This window comes from Paraplanobispora siamensis (assembly GCF_016863175.1).
GTDB classification, from domain to species: Bacteria; Actinomycetota; Actinomycetes; order Streptosporangiales; family Streptosporangiaceae; genus Planobispora; species Planobispora siamensis.
In genome coordinates, this window is record NZ_BOOJ01000070.1 from 1 (window position 1) to 23,029 (window position 23,029).

The window sequence follows — 23,029 nt, forward strand, 5'->3', positions numbered from 1 at the left end:
CGCCACCGCGGTGGCCAACGGCGACCTGAGCAAGAAGATCGACGTCGACGCCCGCGGCGAGATCCTGGAGCTGAAGACCACGATCAACACCATGGTCGACACGCTCTCGTCCTTCTCCTCGGAGGTGACCCGCGTGGCCCGCGAGGTCGGCAGCGAGGGCAGGCTGGGCGGTCAGGCCGAGGTCGAGGGCGTGTACGGCACGTGGGAGCGCCTGACCAAGAACGTCAACGAGCTGGCGGGCAACCTGACCACCCAGGTCCGCGCGATCGCCGAGGTGGCCAGCGCGGTGGCCCAGGGCGACATGAGCCGGTCGATCTCGCTGGAGGCGAAGGGGGAGGTCGCCGAGCTCAAGAACAACGTCAACCTGATGGTGGCCAACCTGCGCGAGACCACCCGGGCCAAGGACTGGCTGGAGAGCAACCTCGCCCGCATCGCGGGCCTCATGCAGGGGCACCGCGACCTGATGGAGGTCGCCGACCTGCTGCTCAACGAGATCACCCCGCTGGTGTCGGCGCAGTACGGCACCTTCTTCCTGGCCGAGCAGGGGGGCCGGGGCGAGGCGGTGCTCCGTATGATCGCCGGGTACGGCTCCGCCCAGGCGGCGATGGTGACCGAGCCGATGGTCTTCGGCGACGGGCTCGTCGGCCAGGCCGCGGTGGAGAAGAAGCGCATCCTGATCAACGAGGTCCCGCCCGACTACATCAAGATCGCCTCCGGGCTCGGCGAGGCCAGCCCGGCCAGCGTGGTGATCCTGCCGATCCTGTTCGAGGACCAGGTCCTCGGGGTCATCGAGCTGGCCTCCTTCAACCGGTTCAGCGACGTCCACCTGGCCTTCTTCGACCAGTTCGTGGTCACCATCGGGGTGGCGATCAACACGATCATCGCCAACTCCCGCACCGAGGCCCTGCTGTCGGAGTCGCAGCGGCTGACCCAGCAGCTCCAGGAACGCTCCAACGAGCTGCAGCGCCAGCAGGCGGAGCTGCGGCGCTCCAACGCCTCCCTGGAGGAGAAGGCGCACCTGCTGGCCACCTCCTCGCGCTACAAGTCCGAGTTCCTGGCCAACATGTCCCACGAGCTGCGGACCCCCCTCAACAGCCTGCTCATCCTGGCGCGGCTGCTGGCCGACAACCCCGAGGGCAGGCTCGGGTCGCAGGAGGTCGAGTTCGCCACGACCATCTACCAGTCCGGCAGCGACCTGCTCCAGCTGATCAACGACATCCTCGACCTGTCCAAGATCGAGGCGGGCCGGATGGACGTGCGCCCGCAGACGCTGCCGCTGACCAAGCTGCTGGAGTACGTCGAGGCGACGTTCCGGCCGCTGACGGTCGACCGGGGACTGGTCTTCCAGGTCCACGTGGGCCCGGGCGTCCCCAGGACCCTGTACGCCGACGAGCGCAGGATCCAGCAGATCCTGCGCAACCTGCTGTCCAACGCGGTCAAGTTCACCTCGGCCGGCGAGGTACGGCTCTGCGTCGAGCGCGCCGAGGGCGTGGAGTTCGAGGAGGAGTCGCTGCGGGGGTCCGACGACGTGATCGCCTTCTCGGTGAGCGACACCGGCATCGGGATCGCGGCGGACAAGCTCCCACTGATCTTCGGCGCCTTCCAGCAGGCCGACGGGACCACCAGCCGCAAGTACGGCGGGACCGGCCTGGGCCTGTCGATCAGCAGGGAGATCGCCCGGATCCTCGGCGGGGAGATCCGCGCGCAGAGCAGGCTCGGCGTCGGCAGCACGTTCACGTTCTACGTGGCCCCCCGATACGCCGGTCCGCTCTCCGGCGGCGACGAGCAGGAGCAGGCAGCCGGCGGGCCGGAGGGTCTCCCGGCCAAGAACGGCGAGCAGCCCCAGGGGTCGGCGGCGCGTCTCGGCCCGGCCGAGACCGAGGCCGCCTGGACGACGGGGCACGTCGAGAACGGCGACGATCCGTGGCGCTCGCTGACCCGGCTGAGCGACCTGCAGCGGGGGAGCGCGGGCACGGTCCTCAAGGGCAGGCGGGTGCTCATCGTCGACGACGACGTGCGCAACGTCTACGCCCTCGCCCACATGCTCGGGCGGCTCGGCATGGATGTGATCTACGCCGAGAACGGCCGGGAGGGCATCGACAGGCTGGAGAGTGAGGGGGAGGTCGATCTGGTGCTCATGGACGTGATGATGCCGGAGATGGACGGTTACGAGACGATCGAGGCGATCCGTGCGATGCCCCGCTTCGACCGGTTGCCCATCGTCGCCCTGACCGCCAAGGCGATGCCCGGCGACCGGGAGAAGACCATCGCCTGCGGGGCCTCGGCCTACGTGCCCAAACCCGTCGACGTGGACCACCTTCTCGACGTGATGTGCGAGTGCCTGGACGGGGCGTCCGAGGGGGTCCGGTGATGATGGGCAGGGAGCGGATCCTCCTGGTCGACGACCACGAGGCCAACCTGGTCGCCCTGGAGGCGATCCTGAACCCGCTGCGCAAGACGCTCGTGCGCGCCCGGTCCGGCGCGGAGGCGATGAAGGCCCTGCTGCGCGACGACTTCGCGCTGGTGCTGCTCGACGTGGTGATGCCGGGCATGGACGGCTTCGAGACGGCCTCCCACATCAAGCGCCTCGACCAGACCAAGGATGTGGCCATCATCTTCCTGACGGGGGCCGACGGCGACCCCAGCCACACCTTCCGCGGATACGTCGCCGGGGCGGTCGACTTCCTCACCAAACCGTTCGACCCGTGGGTGCTGCGCGCCAAGGTCCAGGTGTTCCTCGACCTCCACCGCAAGAACCGGCAGCTGAGGGAGCAGGCGAACCTGCTGCAGCGCATGGCGGGGCGGAGTGAGGACGACGTCAGGGGGGCGGAGCTGGCCGCCGATCTGGCGCAGCGGCTCGTGGTGATGGAGGAGCACCTGTGCGCGCCGGAGCCGGGGGAGGGCGGCCTGGGCGTCGAGGCGGTCAAGGAACTGTCGGGCCAGGTGGCGACGGCACGCCAGACCTGCGACAGGCTCGTCGAGCACTTCAGGATCGCGGAGTGAGGCGCGCCCGCCTCCGCTTCCCGCACGGCGATGACGACGGGGCGGGAATGAGACGCGGTCGTCCGGTGCTGGAATGAGGCGCGACCGTCCGGCGCGGGGGCAGGGTGCCTGCGTCCGGTGCGGGAGCGAGGTCCGTCCGGCATGTTCGCATTCTGGAAGTAACGGCCGCCCACCCGGTGTGTTCGCATTCTGGGAGTGGCGGTTACCCGCCCGAAGCGTTGACCAAGCGCTCGCTTGGTCCATATGCTAAGACCTGTTCCGTCCGGTTTGCCGGGCGTGGCACACTGATAAACGGGAGCGAGCCCTGTGCGGCGCGCGACCAACGAAACAGAGCTGCGTGCTCCGGGGTCGGTGAAATTCCGAACCGGCGGTTAAAGTCCGCGACCCGGTCGAAGCCATCGACCGGTTGACCCGGTGAAATTCCGGGACCGACGGTTAAAGTCCGGATGGGAGGAAGCGCGCGAGCGGAGAGTGCCGTCCAGGCACCCTCCGCTGACGGGATCTGTGCACCCGTCGTCCCCGGGGCCCGCCGTGGCAGAAAGCTACTGGCGAGTAGGAGACCCGGGTTGAGTCAGCCGATCCCCCGCGACGAGCCGCCGCCCGCCGGGCGCGCGGCCGACCTGGCCCACATGCGCAGGGCCGTCGAGCTGGCCGCGCGCGGACACGGCACCACCAGCCCGAACCCCGTCGTCGGCTGCGTCGTCCTGGACGCCTCCGGACGCGTCGCCGGAGAGGGGTTCCACGCCTACGCCGGAGGGCCGCACGCCGAGGTGGTCGCGCTGCGCGCCGCCGGAGAGCGGGCCCGCGGCGGCACCGCCTACGTCACCCTCGAACCGTGCGACCACACCGGCCGGACCGGGCCCTGCTCGGCCGCCCTGCTGGAGGCGGGCGTCGCCCGCGTCGTCGTGGCGGTCGGCGACCCCAACCCGGTGGCCGCCGGCGGGGCCGGCCGGCTGCGCGCGCACGGCGTCGTCGTCGAGTCCGGCGTGCTCGCCGAGGAGGCCGAACGGGGCAACGCCGAGTGGCTGACCTCGGTGCGGCTGGGCCGCCCCCACCTCACCTGGAAGTACGCCGCCACGCTGGACGGCCGCTCCGCCGCCGCCGACGGCACCAGCCAGTGGATCACCTCGCCCGAGTCCCGCGCCGACGTGCACCGTCTCCGGGCCGGAGCGGACGCGATCATCGCGGGCGTGGGCACCGTCCTGGCCGACGACCCCCGGCTCACCGCCCGCCCGTCCGGCGACGCCCCCGATCCCGGCGCGGGGCGGCGCCTGCTGCGCGTGATCGTCGACAGCGACGGCCGGACCCCGGTCTCGGCCCGGGTCTTGGACGGCGGCGCCCCCACGCTGGTGGCGGTCGCCCACGACGCCCGCGCGACGGAGCTGGAGGCCAGGGCCAAGGAACTGGGCCGGCTCGGAGCCGACGGGGCGGCCGAGGTGGTACGGCTGCCGCGGCGGGAGCCGTACGGGATCGACCTGCACGCGCTCCTGGCCGAGCTGCACCGCCGCCAGGTCGTCAGCGCGCTGCTGGAGGGCGGGCCCACCCTGGCGGGCTCCTTCGTGCGGGAGGGCCTGCTCGACCGGGTCGTCGGCTATCTCGCCCCGGCGCTCCTGGGCGAGGGCGCCGCCGCGCTCGGCCCGGCGGGCGTCACGACGATCGCCGGGATCCACCGCCTGGAGCTTGAGGATGTCACCCCCATCGGGCCGGACCTGCGTCTGACCGCCCGGCCGGCACCACTGAAGGAGAAGTGATCATGTTCACCGGAATCATCGAAGAGCTGGGGGAGATATCCTCCGTCGAGCCGTTGCGGGACGCCGCCAGGCTGGCCGTGCGCGGCAAGGTGGTCACCGCCGACGCCGGGCACGGCGACTCGATCGCCGTCAACGGCGTCTGCCTGACCGTGGTGGACGTCGACGGCGAGGTGTTCACCGCCGACGTGATGAAGGAGACCCTGGACCGCAGCAGCCTGGGGGCGCTGCGACCCGGCTCGCGGGTCAACCTCGAGCGCGCCGTCCGCGCCGACCAGCGCCTCGGCGGGCACATCGTGCAGGGCCACGTGGACGGCACCGGTGAGCTGCTGTCGCGGGAGCCGGCCGAGCACTGGGAGGTCGTGCGGATCTCGCTGCCGGCCGGGCTGAACCGCTACGTGGTCGAGAAGGGCTCCATCGCGGTGGACGGCGTCAGCCTCACCGTGGCCGGGGTGGACGACGAGTCGTTCTCGGTCAGCCTGATCCCGACCACCCTGGAGCTGACCACCCTGGGCGCCAAGCAGCCCGGCGACCCGGTCAACCTCGAGGTCGACGTGATCGCCAAGCACGTGGAGAAGCTCGTCGGCGCCTACGTCCCGGGAGGCCGGGCATGAACTGGGCCGAAGCGGGATTCGAGTTGTTCGGGGTCCACGTCCTGTGGACCGACCTGGTCGGCAACATCGCCGCGCTGGCCACCGTGCTGCTGGCCATCCGCAAGTCGATCTGGACCTGGCCGGTGCAGCTGACCGGCTCGGTGCTGCTGCTGATCGCCTCGATCAGCGCGCACATCACCGGCAACGCGCTCAAGCAGGTGATGTTCGGCGTGCTGGCCGTCTACGGCTGGTGGAAGTGGGCGCGCGGCACCCAGGGCGGCCAGGAGCTGGCCGTACGGCCCGCGACCGGGCGTGAACGCCTCGGGCTGGTCGCGGCCATGATCGCCGGCACCGCCGTGGTGGGCGTGCTGTTCTACCTCTTCAAGCTGTCGTGGGCCGCGAACACGCCGGGGATCGAGGGGTACGCCCTCGTCGCCGCCGACGCCTACATCTTCGTGGGCAGCGCCGTGGCCACCTGGGCGCAGGGCCGGGCCCTGGTCGACTTCTGGATCATCTGGGTCGCGGTCGACCTGGTCGGCGTGCCGCTGGCGTTCAGCTCCGGGCTGGTGGTCTCCGGAGCCGTCTACGGCATCTTCTTCGTGCTCGTTCTCATCGGATTCGCCAACTGGCTCAAGGAGTACCGCTCCCGGGCCCTGCTCGTCCCCAAGGAGGCAGTGTGACGACCATGCTGGACCCGATCGAGCGGGCGATCGCCGACATCCGCGACGGCAGGCCCGTCGTGGTCGTCGACGACGAGAACCGCGAGAACGAGGGCGACATCATCTTCGCCGCGGCCAAGGCCACGCCCGAGCTGCTGGCCTTCACCATCCGGCACACCAGCGGCGTCATCTGCGTCTCGATGCCCGGGGAGAGCCTGGACCGGCTCGGCCTGCCGCTGATGGTGCACGACAACCGCGAGCGCATGCGCACCGCCTACACCATCAGCGTGGACGCCCGCGACGGCGTGACCACCGGCATCTCGGCCTCCGACCGGGCCAGGACCATCCGCACCCTGTGCGACTCGGCGACCGAGCCCTACGAGCTGGTCCGGCCCGGCCACGTCTTCCCGCTGCGCTACCGCGAGGGCGGCGTGCTGGCCCGGCGCGGGCACACCGAGGCGGCCGTGGACCTGGCCCGGCTGGCCGGGCTGAGCCCGGCGGGCGCGCTGGCCGAGGTCGTCAACGACGACGGCACCATGAAGCGCCTGCCGGAGCTGCGCGTGTTCTGCGACGAGCACGACCTGGCGCTGGTCTCCATCGAGCAGCTGGTGGAGTTCCGGCGCAGGACCGAGCGGATGGTGACCCGGGTCGCCGAGACGCTGATCCCCAACCGCTACGGGATGTGGCGCGCGTACGGCTACTCCAGCGCCCTGGACGGCGGCGAGCACGTGGCCCTGGTCTACGGTGAGCTCGGCGACGGGGAGGACATCCTGGTCCGGGCCCACTCCGAGTGCCTGACCGGGGACGTGCTCGGCTCGCTGCGGTGCGACTGCGGGGTGCAGCTGGACCACGCGATGGCGCGGATCTCCGAGGAGGGCCGCGGGGTGGTGGTCTATCTGCGTGGGCACGAGGGGCGCGGGATCGGGCTGCTGGCCAAGCTGCGGGCCTACGGCCTGCAGGACGGCGGCAGCGACACCGTCGACGCGAACCTGGAGCTGGGCCTGCCGGTGGACGCCCGCGAGTTCTCCAACGCCGGGCAGATGCTCGCCGACCTGGGCGTGAAGTCGGTCCGGCTGCTGACCAACAACCCGGCCAAGACGCGCGGCATGGACGGCTACGGCGTCAAGGTGCTGGGCCGCGAGCCGATGCCGGTGGCGATGAACCCGTACAACGAGAAGTACCTGCTGGCCAAGCGCGACCGCCTCGGCCACGACATCAACGAGAGGGCAGGGGCATGAGCGGGCAGGGACGTCCGGGGGCGGAGGCCGTCGAGGCCGGGGGACTGACGGTCGGGATCGTCGCCGCCCGCTGGCACGAGAAGATCACCGACCAGCTCGTGGCGCGCGCCGTACAGGCCAGCCAGGACAGCGGCGCGAGCGCGACCGTGATCCGGGTGGCCGGATCGCTGGAGATCCCGGTCGTGGCCCAGGCCCTGGCCCGCCGGTGCGACGCGGTGGTGGCCCTGGGGGCCGTGATCCGCGGGGAGACCGCCCACTTCGACTACGTCTGCGACTCGGTGACCTCGGGGCTGACCCGCATCGCCCTGGACGAGGAGACCCCGGTCGGCAACGGCGTGCTCACCTGCGAGACGGTGGACCAGGCCCTCGACCGGTCCGGCCTGCCCGGCAGCCACGAGGACAAGGGGTACGAGGCCACCGTCGCCGCGCTGGAGACGGCCCTGCTCCTGCGCGACCTGCGCCAGGGCCTCGCTCCCGCGTGATCCGGACCGGGCGCCCGGTTCCCGTGTGACCTGCGGAGCCGGGCGTCGCGCGGGGAACGGTGGCGGCGCGGAGGGCGGCCGGGGGGTGCGGTAGGTTTTTCGTCCGGTGGCCGACCGGCCGCAGTCCCGGAGGAAAGTGATCACCGTGAGTTCCGACAGGGTCCCCGCGCCAGCCCTGCCCGTCGTGTGGCGGCCGAAGGTGGGCCCGATCGTGGCGTACGGCCTGGCCGTGCTGCTCATGCTGGGGGCCGTGGCGATGGCGGTCTTCCTGCCGCCGCCGTTCACGATCGTCGACAAGATCGCGGTGGTGGCGCTGGCCGGGCTGATCTCCTGGGTGCTGCACCTGCTGGGCCGCTGCCGTGTGGAGGCCGACGAGCGCGGCATCACCCTGTTCAACGTCCTGAAGGTGCACCGCTACGAGTGGCCCGAGGTGATCGCGGTCACCCTGACCGAGAGCGAGCCCTGGGCGAAGATCGACTTCTCCGACGGGATGACCATCGGGGCCATGGGCCTGCAGGGCTCGGAGAAGGAGCGGACCGTGCACCAGGTCCGGGAGCTGGCCGCGCTCATCCGCGAGCGCGGCGAGGCCGGCGACTCCCGCTGACCCCCGCTCCCCGACCCCGCCACCCTGACCCCGTCGCGGCCGGTGGCGGCGTGACCGCGTGCCGGTGCGGCGGGCCGGGTCCCCGGGGCTTTGCGGTCCTGCCCGCGGCTCTCCGGTCTGTGACCTCCCGGCTCAGGTCTCCTCGGAGAAGCGCTCGGTCTTCTCGGTGTCGCCCGCGACGAGCAGGGTGTCGCCGTGCTGGACGAGGGTGTCCGAGGTGGCGTAGGTGAACCCGGAGCCGGACTTCTTGATCCCGACGATGGTCACGCCGTACGTCGAGCGGATGCCCAGCTCGCCGAGCGTCTTGCCGTCGGCCCAGGTCGGAGCCTTGGTCTTGACCAGGGCGTAGTCCTCGTCGATCTCGACGAAGTCGAGCATCCGGCCGGTGACCAGGTGGGCGACCCGCTCGCCCATGTCCGCCTCTGGCTGCACCACGTGGTGGGCGCCGACCCGCCGCAGGATCCGGCCGTGCTGGTGGCTGATCGCCTTGGCCCAGATGTCGGCCACGCCGAGATCGACCAGGATCGAGGTGGTCAGGACGCTGGACTCGATGTTGGTGCCGATGCCGACCACGGCCCGGCCGAACTCGGCGATGCCCAGCTGCTCCATCGCGTCGGGGTCGGTGGAGTCGGCCTGGACGACGTGGGTGAGCTGCCCGGAGAACTCCTGCACGTTCCGGGAGTCGCTGTCCACGCCGAGCACCTCGATGTCCCGCGCGGCCAGCTCGGCGGCCAGCGCCCCGCCGAACCGTCCCAGACCGATGACCACCACCGCATCGCCGCGGTTGTTCTTGTCAGCCAACGAGGGGTCGCTCCTCCGGATAGCGGAACCTGCGGGTCTGGACGTGCAGCGCGAGCGCGGCACCGAGGGTCACCGGGCCCAGGCGCCCGACGAACATCAGGGCGGTCAGGACGAGGTGCCCGGCGGGGCCGACCTGGGCGGTGATCCCCGTGGACAGGCCCACCGTGCCGAACGCCGAGACCACCTCGAACAGTACGCGGTCGAGGGTGAAGGGTGTGAGCATCATCATGACCAACGTGCCCGAGACCACGGCGGCCACACTCGCCAGGGCGATCGTCAGCGCCTGCCGCTGCAACTGCTCGGAGATGCGCCGCCGGCCCGCCGTGACGTCGGGCTCGCCGCGCAGCTCGGCCAGGATGACGTAGCCCAGCAGCGCGAACGTGGTCACCTTGATGCCGCCGCCGGTGCTGGCGCTGCCCGCGCCGATGAACATCAGCACGTCGCTGACCAGCCAGGTGTTCTCGTGCATCTGGGAGGTGTCGACGGAGTTCAGGCCGCCGCTGCGGGTCATCGCGCTGTGGAAGAACCCGGCCAGGATGCGCAGGCCCGGGGTGAGCGGGCCGAACGTCTTGGGGTTGTTCCACTCCAGGATCGTGACGACCAGGGCGCCGCCGAACAGCAGGATCGCCGTCATCCCCAGCGTGATCTTGGCGTGCAGCGACCACCGGGAGGGCCGCCGCCAGTTCTTGCGCAGCACCGCGTAGACGGGGAAGCCGAGGCCCCCGGCGACCACGGCCAGCGCCAGCGGCAGGCAGATCCACACATCCTCGACGAAACGCATGATGCTGTCGGGCCACAGGGCGAACCCGGCGTTGGTGAACGCCGAGACCGCGTGGAAGACGCCCAGGTACAGGGCCCTGCCGAACGGCTCGCCGTATCCGATCACGAAGCGGGCGGTGAGGACCGCGGCCGTCAGAGCCTCCACCACCAGGGTCACCTTGGCGACGCCCGCGATCACCTGGCGGACGTCGCCCGGACCCAGCGTCTTGGTCTCGGCCTGGGTGTTGAGCCGCGCGCGCAGCCCCAGCTTCCCCGAGACGATCAGCGCCAGGATCGAGGCGAGCGACATGATGCCGAAACCGCCGATCTGGATCAGCACCAGGATCACGACCTCGCCGAAGGTCGACCAGTGCCCGGCGGTGTCGAGCACGGCTAGGCCGGTGACGCAGACCGCGGAGGCCGCGGTGAACAGGGCGGAGGTCCACGAGGTCCGCTCGCCGCCCTCCACTGCGACGGGCAGCGAGAGCAGCGCCGTACCCAGGAGGATCACCGCGCTGAACGCGAAGACGACGACCCTCGACGGGGTGTTGATCTGTAGTGACCGGTACCTCACCGGGAGAGGATACGCCCTGCTCTGACCCGATCTCGATCATTCCGCGATGACCACGCCGACCGTTGGCCGCATCCAGGCGGGCGTGCCCTGGCTCTGCGGGATCGCCGGGACGTAGCCTGAGGTCGTGCTGAGGCGGACAATCACGGCATCGGATCTCGAGTCGCCCGGACAGCTCGCGGAGCTGCTCGACCGGGAGGCCTACCTGGCCGGTGAGGGGCTCGCCACGGCGGCCTTCCTCGCCCTGCGGATGGGCAGGCCCCTGTTCCTGGAGGGGGAGGCGGGGGTCGGCAAGACCGAGCTGGCCCGCACGCTGGCCGCCGTGCTGGACGCGCCGCTGATCCGGCTGCAGTGCTACGAGGGGCTCGACGGCCCGCAGGTCCTCTACGACTGGGACTTCGCCCGCCAGCTCCTGCATCTCAAGGCCGCCGAGGCCGGCGGCGTCACCGACGCCGCCCGGCTGGAGGGCGAGGTCTACGACCGGCGCTTCCTGATCGCCCGGCCCCTGCTGAGGGCGCTGGAGACCCGGCCCTGCGTGCTGCTGATCGATGAGATCGACCGGGCCGACGTGGAGTTCGAGGCGATCCTGCTGGAGGTCCTGTCCGACTTCGCGATCTCCATCCCCGAGCTCGGCACGATCCGCGCGCAGGAGCCGCCGGTGGTCGTGCTGACCTCCAACCGCACCCGCGAGGTCCACGACGCGCTCAAGCGGCGCTGCCTCTACCACTGGCTGGAGCACCCGTCCTTCGAGCAGGAGGTGGCGATCCTGCTCAGAAGGCTCCCCGGGTGCTCGGAGACCCTGGCCGAGCAGGTCGCCAAGGCGGCCGGACGGCTCCGCGAGGCGGGCCTGGTCAAGCCGCCCGGGATCGCCGAGAGCCTCGACTGGACCGAGGCCCTGCTGACGCTCGGCGCGCGGGAGCTGGACCCCGGCCTGGCCGCCGCCACGCTGGGCGCGCTGCTCAAGCACCGAGAGGACCACGAGACCGTGCTGGCGAACGGGTTCTTCGGTGAGCCGCGCGGCTGAAGGCCGGGACGGCGGTCCCGCGGAGGCCGGCCGGGAGGCCGGTCCTGTGCAGGGTGGCCGGGGCGCAGGTTCCGCGGGGATGACGGCCGGGGAGCTGGTCACGGTCATGACGGGCTTCGCCAGGACGCTCCGGGCCGCGGGGGTGCCCGCCGACCACGAGCGCACCCAGAACATGATGCGCGCGCTGTCGCACCTGGACGCCGCCCGGCCCGGCGACGTCTACTGGGCCGGGCGGCTCACCCTGTGCGCCTCGGCCGACGACCTGCCCCGCTACGACCGGGTCTTCCACGCCTACTTCGGCGGCCTGCGGGCCGGGCGGGCCCGGCCGGCCGCGGTGGTCGTCACCCGGCACACCGCCCTGCTCTCGCGCGAGACCGGGGCGGTGGAGGAGGAGCGGCCCGCACTGAGCGCCGGGGCGAGCGCCACGGAGGTGCTGCGCCACCGCGACGTGGCCCGGATGAGCGCGGCGGAGCTGGCCGAGGCACACCGGCTGCTGGCCCTGCTGCGCGCCCCGCGGGAGCGGCGCGAGTCACGCCTGTTCAGGCCCTCGCGCCGGGGGCGCCTCGACGCCCGCCGGACGATCCGCGAGGCCCTGCGGCGCGGCGGGGAGACCGCCAGGCTCCGCTACCGCGCGCACCGCACCCGGCCGCGCCGCGTCGTGCTGCTGGTGGACGTGAGCGGGTCCATGACGCCCTACGCCGACACCCTGCTGCGCCTGGCCCACGCGCTGGTCAGGTCCGAGCCCCGGGCCACCGAGGCGTTCAGCGCGGGCACCCGCCTGACCCGCCTGACCGCCGAGCTGCGCCACCGCGACCCGGGCACGGCGATGGACGCCGTCTCGCGCGCCGTACCGGACTGGAGCGGCGGGACCAGGCTGGGCGAGGAACTGCGCAGGCTCCTGACCCTGGGCGACGCCCGGGGCGCGACGGTGGTGATCGCCTCCGACGGCTGGGAACGCGGTGACGTCTCGCTGCTCGCGGCGGAGATGGCCCGGCTGTCCCGTACGGCGCACAGGGTGATCTGGGTCAACCCGCACAAGGGGCAGCCCGGCTACCAGCCGCTCACCGCGGGCATGCGCGCCGCGCTGCCGTACGTCGACGACTTCGTGGCCGGGCACAGCCTGGCCGCCTTCGAGGAGCTGGCCGGGCTGCTGGCGGGGCCGTACGCCCGGCGGCCACGGGAGGGGAGGCCCGGATGAGACCGGGGATCGCGGGACTGCTGCTGGCGGCCGGGTCGGGGTCGCGGCTCGGCACCCCCAAGGCGCTGGTGGAGTTCCGGGGGGAGAGGCTGGTGGACCGGGGGGTCCGGCTGCTGCACGACGGCGGCTGCCACCCGGTGGTGGTGGTGCTCGGCGCCGCGACCGTGCAGGTGCGCGGGGCGGTGGTCGTGCGCAACCCCGGCTGGGAGTCCGGGATGGGCTCCTCGCTGAGGGTCGGGCTGGCCGCGCTGCCGCCGGACGCCGGACACGTGGTGATCGCGCTGGTGGACCAGCCGCTCATCGGGGTGCCGGTGGTCGAACGGCTCGTGCGGGCGGCGCGGGAGGGCGCCGAGGTCGCCGTCGCCACGTACGGCGGGGCGCCGCGCAACCCCGTGCTGATCGCCCGGGATCGTTTCGCGGAGGTGGCCGAGCTGGCCGTGGGCGACGTCGGGGCCCGGCCGTTCCTGCGCGCCCACCCCGAGCTGGTGGTCAAGGTGCCCTGCGACGACGTCGGCGACCCCGCCGACATCGACACCCCCGCGGACCTGGCGGGCCTGTGACGGACCCTGCGGCAGGTCCTGCGACGTCGGGGGTCTCGGGCGGGGCCGTCACAGGCGCAGCGAGGCCACCGCGGCGCGGTGGTCGCTGCCGACGGCGGGCTCGACGCCCGCGCTGGTCGCCGTCAGCCCGCGGTAGAGGATGTGGTCCGGCCGGGTGACCGGGAAGGAGGCCGGCCAGGTGAAGCCGAAACCGGATCCGGCCTCCTGGTGGGCGTCGGCGAGCGGCGGCACCAGCCTGGAGCGTTCGCGGTCGGTGGTGGCGGTGTTCAGGTCGCCCAGGAGCAACAGGTTCTCGCTGTCGTCCTTCTCGATGAGCTGCCGGGCGCGGGCCAGGGTCATGTCCCGCTGGGCCGTCATGCCGGGGCGCGCCGAGGCGAGGTGCATGACGTAGACGGTCATCTTCCCCTTGGGCGTCCTGACGACGGCGCGCAGCGCCCGGGTCCAGTCCAGGCCGACGTCGACGGCGCGGTGGTCGAGGATGGGGAAGCGGCTCCACAGCCCGATCGTGCTGATCTGCACCTTGTGCGGGAAGTGGCGGTCGAGCTCCTCGGCGGCCGGGCCGCCGGGGGTCAGCTCCTGGGCGGCGAACAGGTCCCGTCCCTGCGCCACGGCCCGTACGGCATGGCCGGAGTCGCCGTTGGTCACGCCCACGTTGAGCGTGGCGACCGACACGTCGCTCGGCCCGCCGGGCGCCGTGCGCAGTACGGCGGGGCCGAACATGACGCCCCACACCGCCGCCGGGACCAGCGTCGCGGCGACGGTCTTCCACGACCTGGTGAACAGCGCGCCGATCAGCAGCAGGGGTACGGCGGCGCCCAGCCAGGGCAGCAGACTCTCTAATACCGGGGTGAATCCCCCCAGTTCGGGCAGGAGGCGGTGCCCACCGAGAATCAGGGCCAGCGCTCCCGCCACCACCATGATCACCGGTTTCAGGGGTGCCTCCTTCTCGCCTTTCGTCCAGGGGTCGGGGATATATCCCCTTCCCCGAAATTCGTAGGCTATCGGCCCCCGGCACGCCCTGCGGGCACGGTGACGAACATGAGGGGGAGATCCGGGGTGGGAGCGTGACGGGAGGAGCCGGGCTTGGTGCTCGGCCGCCGACTCGATAGCCTCTCTGTTGCGGAGACAACGGAACATCATTCGGTTTTGTGGGCGCGAGCGGAAGGACGAACCACGATGCGCATCGGCATGGCACTGAACTACTCGGGGGGCTTCAAGGAGACGGTGGCCGAACTGGCCGACTACGAGAGGGCCGGCCTTGACATCGTCTTCGTCGCCGAGGCCTACAGCTTCGACGCCGTCAGCCAGATGGGTTACATCGCGGCCAAGACCGAGCGGCTGCAGATCGCCTCGGGCATCCTGCCGGTCTACTCCCGCACCCCGACGCTGCTGGCCATGACCGCCGCGGGCATGGACTACGTCTCCGACGGCCGCTTCACCCTGGGCCTGGGCGCCTCCGGCCCGCAGGTCATCGAGGGCTTCCACGGCGTGCCGTACACCGCGCCGCTGGGCCGTACCCGCGAGGTCATCGAGATCTGCCGCCAGGTCTGGAAGCGCGAGCGCGTCACCTACGAGGGCAAGCACTACACGATCCCGCTCCCCGCCGACCAGGGCACCGGCCTGGGCAAGCCCCTCAAGCTCATCAACCACCCGGTCCGCGACCGCATCCCCGTCGTGATCGCCGCCATCGGCCCCAAGAACGTCGAGCTCGCCGCCGAGATCGCCGAGGGCTGGGAGCCGATCTTCTACATGCCGGAGAAGGCCGCCGACGTCTGGGGCCCCTCGATCGCCGCCGGCAAGGCCAGGCGCGACCCCTCCCTCGGCGAGCTGGACGTCATCGCCCAGGCGAGCCTGGCCATCGGCGACGACGTCTCCGGCTGGCTGGAGCTGGGCCGCCCGATGGCCGCCCTCTACATCGGCGGCATGGGCGCCAAGGGCAAGAACTTCTACAACGACCTGGCCCGGCGCTACGGCTACGACAAGGAGGCCGAGCAGATCCAGGAGCTGTACCTGTCCGGCAAGAAGGACGAGGCCGCCGCGCTCGTCCCGCAGGAGCTGCTGGAGTCGATGTCCCTGATCGGCTCGGAGGGCTTCGTCCGCGACCGCATCCAGGCGATGCGGGAGTCGGGCGTGACGACCGTCAACGTCACCCCGCTGGCCCGCACGCACGAGGAGCGCATCCGGCTCATCGAGAAGATCAAGGAGATCGCCTCCTGATCTCCCGCGGGTCCTGAGGGGCCCGGCGGGCAGACCTCCGCGAAGCGGGGTCCCGGCCACCCGGCCGGGACCCCGCTTCCGTCATTCTCCGTGCACGGAGATCGCTCGGTGCCACCGTCTCCTCGGACCTGCTAACCAGTTCAAATGTCGTGGCGGCCCTGACGAGAACGGAGGAAGGGCGGAGGATGCTGGAGACCTCGATCTCCGAGGCGTTCGCCTGGGCGAGAGTGATGCCCGACGACGCGGTGGCGGCGTTCGGCAAGGAGTTCGTGGAGATGATCCACGGCTGCGCCGAGCTCGGCCGGTTCGCCCCCCGGGTGCCCTGATCGCGGGCTGGAAGGCCACCGCGGAGGTCTACGCCGACTCCGAGGCGTACGCGGTCCTCGGCCGTCCCCACCCCGAGGGCTTCCCGGAGGACGCCGCCGAGGTCCTCCCCCGGAGGCTCCGTGAGCCCGAAGCGAAGAGTGTCCCGGGCGGCGAGGCCTTGAGTGGCAGGCCAACCGGTTGGTGAGTGAACCGCGCGCCTCTCGCGTGGTGACGGTCTGCCGGGCGCGCAGGCCGTCCCGGGGCTGGGAAGCTCCTGCGCGTCTCATCTCGAGACGTCTCATATCAAGGTCTTCCACGCTGAGACCTTTCGTGCCGAGGGCTCTCACACCGCGGCGGAAACGAGTGTGACCAGGGCCATAGGGCCGATGTGGAATCGCGTGCCCAGGTGGGGTGTTCCAACTCTCCGTGAGGTTCTCCCCGGTGCTCGTGCGGCTGGTCGGGCGACTGCATGTCGACCTGTGCCGGCTCAACGGCGATCTCTGTCGCTGACCGCGCTTTCGACCTCCCTTTCTCATCCGCATGGCCGTGTGCGATCCGGCATGCCCTTTTTCGAAAGTCACGCTCGTGAAGAGATTCTCCTTTTCCCTGCAGTTGCTGCTGGGTCTCGTCGTCGGCGCCGCGCTCGGGTTCGTCGCCCGTGCCGGTGAGGTCGTCTGGCTCGCCGACACGCTGACCGAGGTCGGCAAGATCTTCGTCCAGCTCCTCAAGCTCGCCGTCCCGCCGCTGGTCTTCACCGCCGTCGTGGTGAGCGTGGCCAACCTGCGCAACGTCAGCGGGGCCGCCAGGCTCGCCGGCAAGACGCTGATGTGGTTCATGATCACGTCGCTGGCCTCGGTGGCCGCGGCCATCGGCCTGGGCCTGCTGATCAACCCGGGCCGGGGCGTCACGATCTCCACCGAGGGCGCCAAGGCCGTGGACCTGGAGGGCGCCGGGACCTGGGTCGACTTCCTGACCGGCATCGTCCCGATCAACATCGTCACCGCCTTCACCGAGCTCAACGTCCTCCAGATCGTCTTCCTGGGAGTCGTCCTCGGTGCCGCCGCGATGGCGGTCGGGGAGAAGGCCGAGCCGTTCCTCAACCTGAGCCGCTCGGTCCTGGAGCTGGTCCAGAAGGCCCTGTGGTGGGTCATCCGCCTGGCCCCGATCGGCACCGCGGGCCTGATCGGCAAGTCCGTGGCCACCTACGGCTGGGACCTGCTTGCCCCGCTGGCCAAGCTCAGCGCCGGGGTCTACATCGGCTGCGCCGTCGTGCTGCTGGTGATCTACCCGGTGGCGCTGTCCCTGGTGGGCAGGGTCAGCCCGCTCACCTTCTACCGCAACGCCTGGCCCGCCATCGAGCTGGCCTTCGTCTCGCGCTCCTCGGTCGGCACCATGCCGCTGACCCAGCGGGTCACCACCGAGCGCCTCGGCGTCGACCGCGACTACGCCTCCTTCGCGGTGCCGTTCGGCGCGACCACCAAGATGGACGGCTGCGCCGCGGTCTACCCGGCACTGGCCGCGATCTTCGTGGCCCAGGTGTTCGACCTGCCGCTCGACCTCGGCCACTACCTGCTGATCGCGTTCGTCTCCGTGGTCGGCTCCGCCGCCACCGCGGGCCTGACCGGCGCGATCGTGATGCTGACCCTGACCCTCAGCACGCTCGGCCTGCCGCTTGAGGGCGTCGGCCTGCTGCTGGCCATCGACCCGATCCTCGACATGATCCGCACCGCCACCAACGTCACGGGCCAGATGGTGGTCCCGGTCCTGGTCGGCCGTTCGGAGGGCCGCCTGGACGAGGCGGTCTTCAACGCCCCGCCGCAGCCCCTCGACGAGACCACCGCGGAGCGCGCGGAGGCCGGCGCCGGCGAGACGGGCGGGACCGGCAGGGAGCGCGAGCTCGTCTCCGCCTGAGCCGCCTGAGCCGCGTCCCCGAAACGAGCGGGCGGGAGCCTTTCCGGCTCCCGCCCGCTCGTCGTCATTCGGCGTCCCGTTTATGGCCGGTGCCGATCGGAGAATACGTGCCGATGCCCGTGCGGGGAATTCCGAGGCGAAGCCGATGATTCATTTCCACTGATGACGGTGTGGGTGACCGTTTTCCGGGGGCTCTCGTAAGGGAAACGGGCCGCTGGTAAGTTTACGTGGTTGCATCGATTGCGGCTGGGGCGCTCAAGAAAGCTCGCGATCTCGGACATGCCACGCGACGGAGCATGGGTCATGGAAGGAGCGGCGATGCCGGACGTCACGAAGACGATCGAGCGCTGGGAGGCGATCCTCGCCAAGGGGCTGGGGCTCAACGCGCTGAACATCGGCAAGCCCGTGGCCAACTACGGGAAGGGCGAGGGCACCTGGCTCTATCTCGAGGGCTTCACCCTCAAGGAGGGCCGCGAGGAATACGACGCCCACATCACCATCACGAAGAGCCCGCTGAAAAAACCGGACAGCCTGGAATGGACCTATTGTCATTTCACGGTCAACAGGGCGAAGCGGGGGCACGTTTTCTACGAGGTCGCCGACGACGGCAGCTACAAGACCACGACGACGTTGCTGAACATCGAGGGCAAGGTCAGCAACGGCAAGACCCACTACAAGGACGACCAGATCAACGACGCGGCCCTGCAAGAGGCCGTCGACCACGACATACGGCTGATCTTCCGGTATCTCGCCCGAGGCTGACGGTCTCGCCTGAGACTGACGGGCAACCGGTTCACGGGCGGGAGCCCTCTGAGGCTCCCGCCCGTTCGCCGTCCCTCCGGAATGCGGGCTGGCGACCGGTCACTGCACGGTGTAGTTCACGATCAGTACGCCGGTGTCGGTCGTCGTCACGTCCTGGAACCGCAGGGGGATCGGCTTGTCGAGCGTGTGGAAGAGCCGCTCGCCGCTGCCGAGGAGCAGCGGGTGGACGAAGAGCGTGTAGGCGTCGACCAGCCCTTCGGCGACCAGCTGCCGGGTCAGCGCGCCGCTGCCGAGCACCGCGACGGTGCCCTCGCCTGACTCCTTCAGCGCCCGTACGGCGGGCGCCAGCTCACCCTCGAGACGGGAGGAGTTCGGCCACTCGAACGAGGTGAGCGTGCGGGTGGCGACGTACTTGGGGGTGTCGTTGAGGTGGGCCGCCATGGCGTTCTCCCGGGGCTGGTGGGGCCAGAAGGCGGCCAGCAGCTGGTAGGTCTTCCTGCCGAACAGGTAGGCCGTGGTGGTGTTCTGGCTCTCGATCCCGCTCTGCTGGGCGACCGGGTCGGCGTACGGCAGACCCCATCCGCCGTGCCGGAAGCCCGGGTCGTCCTGGTCGGGCCCGGAGAAGCCCTGCATGACCCCGTCCAGTGTCACGAATTCTACGATCATCAGTGTTCGCATGGCCTGGACACTACACTCCTATTTTAGGAGTAACAACTACTGAAAGAGGAGTCCCGTGGGAACGTACGACGACCCCTGCGGCATCGCGCGAGCCCTCGACGTGCTCGGTCAGCGCTGGGCGCTGCTGGTCGTCCGCGAGCTGCTGCTGGGCCCCAAACGCTTCCGGGACCTGGTGCGAGGACTGCACGGCGTGAGCCAGAACGTGCTGTCCCAGCGGCTCAGGGAACTCGAACAGGCGGGCATCGTCCGGCACGCCACGGCGGGACCGCCGATAAGCGGCCCGGTCTACGAGCTCACCGAGGACGGCGCCGCCCTCGAACCGGTCCTCGTCGCGCTCGGCCGGTGGGGCCGTCGCCGACCGCGGACCGCCGCAGGCCCGATGAGCCCCGACGCCCTGCTGATGGCGCTGCGCACGACCTTCGACCCGCAGGCGGCGGGGGACCTGGCGATCGAGGTCGAACTGCGCGTCGGCGACGACCGCGCGACCCTGACCGTCGAAGCCGGGCGGCTGGCGATGCGGCGCGGTCCGGCGCCGTACCCGGATGCGATCATCACCGGCGACGTCGCCGGCATCCGCACCCTGGTGTACCGCGGAACCGAGACGACCGGCGTCACCGTAGACGGCGACCGGGAGGCCGTACAGCGCCTGATCGCCGCCCTGCGCTGAGAACCCGGCCCGTGGGTACCCCGCGCCGGGCGTCCGGCCCGTGACAAGCCCGGCCCGTCGTCCGTTCCGGGGGAGGGCGCGGCCCGCTGGCGGTCCGGCCGCCCCGCGGCCATGATGAGGCCCGCGGGCCTCGCCGAGGCCGCCGGCCGGGAGGGCGCCGCGCATCCCCCCGCGCATCCCTCCGGGACCGTGCGCACAGGGGGTGACCATGAGCGACGCCGTGTGGATCGTGGACATCGACGGCACGCTCGCCCTGCGCGGGAACCGCGGCCCCTACGACTGGGACCGGGTGGGGGAGGACCTGCCGAACCCTCCCGTTGTCGCGATCGTCCGGGCGCTCATCCTCGCCGGTCACCCGATCGCGTACGTGTCGGGGCGTCCGGAGAGGACCCGCCGGGCCACCGAGCGCTGGCTGTGGGCCAACGTCGGGCACCTCGACGCCGCCGAGGGGCTGTGGCTGCGGCCCAACGGCGACCGCCGGCCCGACACGGTCTGGAAGGCCGAGGTCTATCGGGAGCACTTCGCCCTCCGCGAGGTCGCCGCGGTCATCGAGGACCGGTCGCGGGTCGTGGCGATGTGGCGCTCCCTGGGGCTCACCGTGGTCCAGGTCGCGGAGGGGAACTACTGATCCCTCCGCCGGGACCGGGAGCCGTCGTGCGGGAACCGGTGGGACGTGAGGGAGACATCGGGACGTGAGAGAGACGGCGGGGCGTGAGTGGAGCCGGGAAACGGCTGTGAGGAAAGCCTCAGATCGTCCTTTGCCCGCCGATGAAGGGGGTTACCGCCGCTTGACGCGTACGTCGCGCCCAGGAAGGGCTGCGCGCCGAGCATCCAACGGCTCACGGAGGAGCTCCCTTGAACGCCACACCCCAGTCCTCGCCGTCCGGCGTGCCCGGCCGCCGTACCGCCCCGCGGAGCGGCCGCCGCCGTGCCGCCTCGCTGCTCACGGCGGTCGCCCTGACCTCCGGCGCGCTGGCGGTCGCCGCCGCCCCCGCCCAGGCCGTCGTTCCCGTCACCTGCGTGACGCCCGGCTTCGCCACCGCGGTCGCCCACCCGGTCGGCGCCGGCCCGCGGGCCCTGGTCACGGCCGACCTCAACGGCGACGGCGAAGGCGACCTGGTCACGGCCGACTCGGGCGCCGGCGCCCTGTCGGTGCTGCTCGGCACCGGGACCGGCTCCTTCCAGCCGGCCACGCCCGTCCCCACCGGAGTGCGGCCGGTCCAGATCGCCGCGGGCGACTTCAACGGGGACGGCGACGCCGACCTGGCGGTGGCCCACGACTCCGCCGCCGACGTCTCGGTGCTGCTCGGCGACGGCGACGGCACCTTCCAGCCGGCCGTCACCTACGCCGTGACGGGCACCGCCTCCGGTGTCGTGGCGAGCGACTTCGACCAGGACGGCGACGCCGACCTGGCGGTCACCGGCAGCGAGACCACCGTCTCCGTGTTCACCACCACGAACGCGTACATCACGGTGCTGGAGGGAGCCGGTGACGGCACCTTCGCCCAGAACCCCTTCCTCTCCCTGGGATCGGGAACGATCTCCTCTCCCGCGCTGGGCGACTTCGACGGCGACGGCCACGCCGACCTGGCGGCCGTCCGCGGCGGTTCCATGATGGGCATGCCGTCGGGGTCCGCCGTCATCCTGCCGGGGGCCGGGGGCGGCGCCTTCCAGGCACCGGTCCCCGTCCCCTCCGCGCCGGGCGTCGTGAAGGTCGCCGTGGGCGACCTCGACAGGGACGGCCACGACGACCTGGTCGCGACGGAGTTCATGGGCACCGGCCTGTCCGTGCTGCCAGGCAACGGCGACGGCACGTTCGACACGCCCACGCTCTACTCCGCGGGCACGCCGCGCAGCGACGTCGCCCTGGGGGACGTCACCGCCGACGGCAGGACCGACGTGGTGGTGGCGACCGGGAACACCCCGGGCACGCTGTCGGTGTTCGCGGGCGCCGGTGACGGCACGCTGCGGCCGTCCGTCGGCTACGGCACCGGCAACGCCCCCACGCAGCCCGTGCTGAGCGACTTCAACGGCGACGGCAAGGCCGACATGGCGACGGCGGACTACGTCTCCAACACCGTCTCGGTGCTGCTGAACACCTGCGCGGGCCCCGCTGTCACGCCGGTGAACCCTCCCGCCACCCCCGCCCCGAAGCCGGTCCCCGCGGCCAAGCCGAAGCCGGTTCCCGCGGCCAAGCCGAAGCCCGCTCCCAAGGTCAAGCTCAAGCCGGATGCCAAGGCGAAGACCAAGGTCAAGAAGCTGAAGAAGGTGCGGGGCGGCGGAACCGCGTGATCGTCCGGCCGGGGACACGCGTGAAATCCGCTCGGGTTTGGCCGGGCGGCCACTCCGTGTCACAGTGAACGGGCGGGGCCTCTGCGGCTCCGCCCGTTCACTGTCTTCCCGGGGTGCCCGCCGGGTCGCACCGGTTCCGGCGGACGTGTTTCCCGACTCGCCCGTCCCGCCGGGCGCGGAGTGGATACCTTGATCGAGGTACGGTGCCGGCCCCGTGGCGTGCCACCCGGGCGAGGAGGAGTCCGTGAACAGAGAGCTGTCGGTTCACGTCACCCGCTACGCCGGGCCCCGGTGCGCCGTGGTCACCGTCAGCGGTGACCTGGACAAGATGTCCGTCCCGCTGCTGAAGAACGCCGTCAACGAACTCGTCGTCAAGGGCAACCCGCGCATCGTCCTGGACGTGGAGGGGCTGACCTTCTGCGACTCGACCGGCCTGGGGGCGTTCGTCGCCGCGATGCGCGCCACCTCGCAGGCCAGCGGGTGGCTGCGCCTGGCCGGCGTTCCGGGCCACCTGGAGAACATCCTGTGCGTGACGGACCTCTACCGGCGCTTCCTCATCGATCCGGACGTGATCCGATCCCTGGAGCACGCCTTCGAGGAGTAGGCCGGCGCGGCCGGAGCCGCCGCAAGGGCTGATCGCCCTGACAGGGGCCACCCGGTGCAGGACAATGGCCACAAGGCCCGGACCGGGCCGGTGGCGGCCGTGGTCCCGGGCCGGGCCGCGGTGCGCACACATCCCCTGCGCGCGTGCTGCCGGGCCTGTCAGGGCCGGAGGGAGGAGCGTGCATGGACGCGGTCTTGATCGGTACGGCCGCGCAGGACACGCTGGACGCGGTGCCGCGCGGGGAGATCGGCTTCACCGGCGCGGCCCGGATCGGGCAGACCGTCCGCACCGCCGTGGCCGGGCGGCGGCCGGCGGCGTTCAAGCTCGCCTGAGCCTGAGCTGAAGCCGGAGT

24 protein-coding genes and 1 riboswitch are annotated in these 23,029 nt (G+C 71.6%); of the genes, 20 read left to right on the forward strand and 4 right to left on the reverse strand.

Annotated elements, in window-relative coordinates:
• The 8 genes from Psi01_RS36520 to Psi01_RS36555 form a co-directional block, all read left to right on the forward strand.
• A partial coding sequence (locus Psi01_RS36520) for an ATP-binding protein (RefSeq protein ID WP_204068739.1) occupies positions 1 to 2,371 on the forward strand: 2,371 nt, incomplete at its 5' end.
• The gene (locus Psi01_RS36525; RefSeq protein WP_204068793.1) at positions 2,371 to 3,003 is read left to right on the forward strand and encodes a response regulator; all 633 of its coding nucleotides are present in this window, start codon (positions 2,371 to 2,373) and stop codon (positions 3,001 to 3,003) included. The genes Psi01_RS36520 and Psi01_RS36525, both read left to right, overlap by 1 nt.
• Before the next feature lie 333 nt (positions 3,004 to 3,336).
• A riboswitch (FMN riboswitch) is annotated at positions 3,337 to 3,467 on the forward strand.
• A 102-nt stretch (positions 3,468 to 3,569) separates the two neighbouring features.
• Complete coding sequence (gene ribD / locus Psi01_RS36530) at positions 3,570 to 4,754, forward strand: bifunctional diaminohydroxyphosphoribosylaminopyrimidine deaminase/5-amino-6-(5-phosphoribosylamino)uracil reductase RibD (protein ID WP_239128294.1); 1,185 nt, start codon at positions 3,570 to 3,572, stop codon at positions 4,752 to 4,754.
• 2 nt (positions 4,755 to 4,756) lie between these two features.
• Complete coding sequence (locus Psi01_RS36535; protein ID WP_204068740.1) at positions 4,757 to 5,365, forward strand: riboflavin synthase; 609 nt, start codon at positions 4,757 to 4,759, stop codon at positions 5,363 to 5,365.
• Complete coding sequence (locus Psi01_RS36540; protein WP_204068741.1) at positions 5,362 to 6,024, forward strand: nicotinamide mononucleotide transporter family protein; 663 nt, start codon at positions 5,362 to 5,364, stop codon at positions 6,022 to 6,024. Before Psi01_RS36535 ends, Psi01_RS36540 begins: the two co-directional genes overlap by 4 nt.
• Positions 6,025 to 6,029: 5 nt before the next feature.
• Positions 6,030 to 7,241 carry a bifunctional 3,4-dihydroxy-2-butanone-4-phosphate synthase/GTP cyclohydrolase II gene (locus Psi01_RS36545; protein WP_204068795.1) on the forward strand — a complete coding sequence of 404 codons (1,212 nt, stop codon included), beginning with the start codon at positions 6,030 to 6,032 and terminating at the stop codon, positions 7,239 to 7,241.
• Positions 7,238 to 7,723 (forward strand): 6,7-dimethyl-8-ribityllumazine synthase, encoded by a 486-nt coding sequence (ribH, locus tag Psi01_RS36550; RefSeq protein ID WP_204068742.1) that lies wholly within the window; start codon positions 7,238 to 7,240, stop codon positions 7,721 to 7,723. The genes Psi01_RS36545 and ribH overlap by 4 nt, the downstream gene beginning before the upstream one ends.
• A 145-nt stretch (positions 7,724 to 7,868) precedes the next feature.
• A complete protein-coding gene (locus Psi01_RS36555; RefSeq protein WP_204068743.1) occupies positions 7,869 to 8,327 on the forward strand; it encodes a PH domain-containing protein in 459 nt (152 codons plus the stop codon).
• Between the two features lie 132 nt (positions 8,328 to 8,459).
• Here Psi01_RS36555 and Psi01_RS36560 read toward each other — a convergent pair whose 3' ends face one another.
• Together Psi01_RS36560 and Psi01_RS36565 are read right to left on the reverse strand one after the other, a co-directional pair.
• A complete protein-coding gene (locus Psi01_RS36560; protein WP_204068744.1) occupies positions 8,460 to 9,128 on the reverse strand; it encodes a potassium channel family protein in 669 nt (222 codons plus the stop codon).
• Complete coding sequence (locus tag Psi01_RS36565) at positions 9,121 to 10,461, reverse strand: TrkH family potassium uptake protein (RefSeq protein ID WP_204068745.1); 1,341 nt, start codon at positions 10,459 to 10,461, stop codon at positions 9,121 to 9,123. Before Psi01_RS36565 ends, Psi01_RS36560 begins: the two co-directional genes overlap by 8 nt.
• A gap of 124 nt (positions 10,462 to 10,585) precedes the next feature.
• Here Psi01_RS36565 and Psi01_RS36570 point away from each other — a divergent pair, with 124 nt between their 5' ends.
• From Psi01_RS36570 to Psi01_RS36580, 3 genes are all read left to right on the forward strand, one after another.
• Entirely contained in the window at positions 10,586 to 11,482 is an 897-nt protein-coding gene (locus Psi01_RS36570; RefSeq protein ID WP_239128295.1) for an AAA family ATPase, read from the forward strand.
• Positions 11,483 to 11,561: 79 nt separating this feature from the next.
• Positions 11,562 to 12,680 carry a vWA domain-containing protein gene (locus Psi01_RS36575; protein ID WP_204068746.1) on the forward strand — a complete coding sequence of 373 codons (1,119 nt, stop codon included), beginning with the start codon at positions 11,562 to 11,564 and terminating at the stop codon, positions 12,678 to 12,680.
• Positions 12,677 to 13,240 carry a nucleotidyltransferase family protein gene (locus tag Psi01_RS36580; RefSeq protein ID WP_204068747.1) on the forward strand — a complete coding sequence of 188 codons (564 nt, stop codon included), beginning with the start codon at positions 12,677 to 12,679 and terminating at the stop codon, positions 13,238 to 13,240. Before Psi01_RS36575 ends, Psi01_RS36580 begins: the two co-directional genes overlap by 4 nt.
• A gap of 48 nt (positions 13,241 to 13,288) precedes the next feature.
• Here the strand turns inward: Psi01_RS36580 and Psi01_RS36585 are convergent, their stop codons facing one another.
• On the reverse strand, positions 13,289 to 14,158 hold the full coding sequence (locus tag Psi01_RS36585; RefSeq protein ID WP_204068797.1) for an endonuclease/exonuclease/phosphatase family protein: 870 nt from the start codon (positions 14,156 to 14,158) through the stop codon (positions 13,289 to 13,291).
• Between the two features lie 258 nt (positions 14,159 to 14,416).
• On the opposite strand from Psi01_RS36585, the gene Psi01_RS36590 reads away from it, so the two are divergent.
• The 4 genes from Psi01_RS36590 (at position 14,417) to Psi01_RS36605 (ending at position 18,436) form a co-directional block, all read left to right on the forward strand.
• Complete coding sequence (locus Psi01_RS36590; RefSeq protein WP_204068748.1) at positions 14,417 to 15,457, forward strand: LLM class F420-dependent oxidoreductase; 1,041 nt, start codon at positions 14,417 to 14,419, stop codon at positions 15,455 to 15,457.
• Between the two features lie 185 nt (positions 15,458 to 15,642).
• Positions 15,643 to 15,783 (forward strand): hypothetical protein, encoded by a 141-nt coding sequence (locus Psi01_RS36595; RefSeq protein ID WP_204068749.1) that lies wholly within the window; start codon positions 15,643 to 15,645, stop codon positions 15,781 to 15,783.
• A gap of 565 nt (positions 15,784 to 16,348) precedes the next feature.
• On the forward strand, positions 16,349 to 17,674 hold the full coding sequence (locus Psi01_RS36600) for a dicarboxylate/amino acid:cation symporter (protein WP_239128296.1): 1,326 nt from the start codon (positions 16,349 to 16,351) through the stop codon (positions 17,672 to 17,674).
• Positions 17,675 to 17,992: 318 nt separating this feature from the next.
• Positions 17,993 to 18,436: a hypothetical protein gene (locus tag Psi01_RS36605; RefSeq protein WP_204068751.1), complete on the forward strand. Its 444-nt coding sequence runs from the start codon at positions 17,993 to 17,995 to the stop codon at positions 18,434 to 18,436.
• A gap of 99 nt (positions 18,437 to 18,535) precedes the next feature.
• Here the strand turns inward: Psi01_RS36605 and Psi01_RS36610 are convergent, their stop codons facing one another.
• Positions 18,536 to 19,114, reverse strand: a complete 579-nt coding sequence (locus Psi01_RS36610) for a dihydrofolate reductase family protein (protein WP_204068752.1) — start codon at positions 19,112 to 19,114, stop codon at positions 18,536 to 18,538.
• A gap of 55 nt (positions 19,115 to 19,169) precedes the next feature.
• Here Psi01_RS36610 and Psi01_RS36615 point away from each other — a divergent pair, with 55 nt between their 5' ends.
• From Psi01_RS36615 to Psi01_RS36635, 5 genes are all read left to right on the forward strand, one after another.
• Entirely contained in the window at positions 19,170 to 19,781 is a 612-nt protein-coding gene (locus Psi01_RS36615) for a winged helix-turn-helix transcriptional regulator (RefSeq protein WP_204068753.1), read from the forward strand.
• A 208-nt stretch (positions 19,782 to 19,989) separates the two neighbouring features.
• On the forward strand, positions 19,990 to 20,409 hold the full coding sequence (locus tag Psi01_RS36620; RefSeq protein WP_204068754.1) for a phosphatase domain-containing protein: 420 nt from the start codon (positions 19,990 to 19,992) through the stop codon (positions 20,407 to 20,409).
• A 227-nt stretch (positions 20,410 to 20,636) separates the two neighbouring features.
• Positions 20,637 to 22,073 (forward strand): FG-GAP repeat domain-containing protein, encoded by a 1,437-nt coding sequence (locus Psi01_RS36625; protein WP_204068755.1) that lies wholly within the window; start codon positions 20,637 to 20,639, stop codon positions 22,071 to 22,073.
• Positions 22,074 to 22,317: 244 nt separating this feature from the next.
• Entirely contained in the window at positions 22,318 to 22,677 is a 360-nt protein-coding gene (locus Psi01_RS36630; protein WP_204068756.1) for an STAS domain-containing protein, read from the forward strand.
• Positions 22,678 to 22,859: 182 nt separating this feature from the next.
• The gene (locus Psi01_RS36635) at positions 22,860 to 23,009 is read left to right on the forward strand and encodes a hypothetical protein (RefSeq protein ID WP_204068757.1); all 150 of its coding nucleotides are present in this window, start codon (positions 22,860 to 22,862) and stop codon (positions 23,007 to 23,009) included.
• Positions 23,010 to 23,029 lie beyond the last annotated feature (20 nt).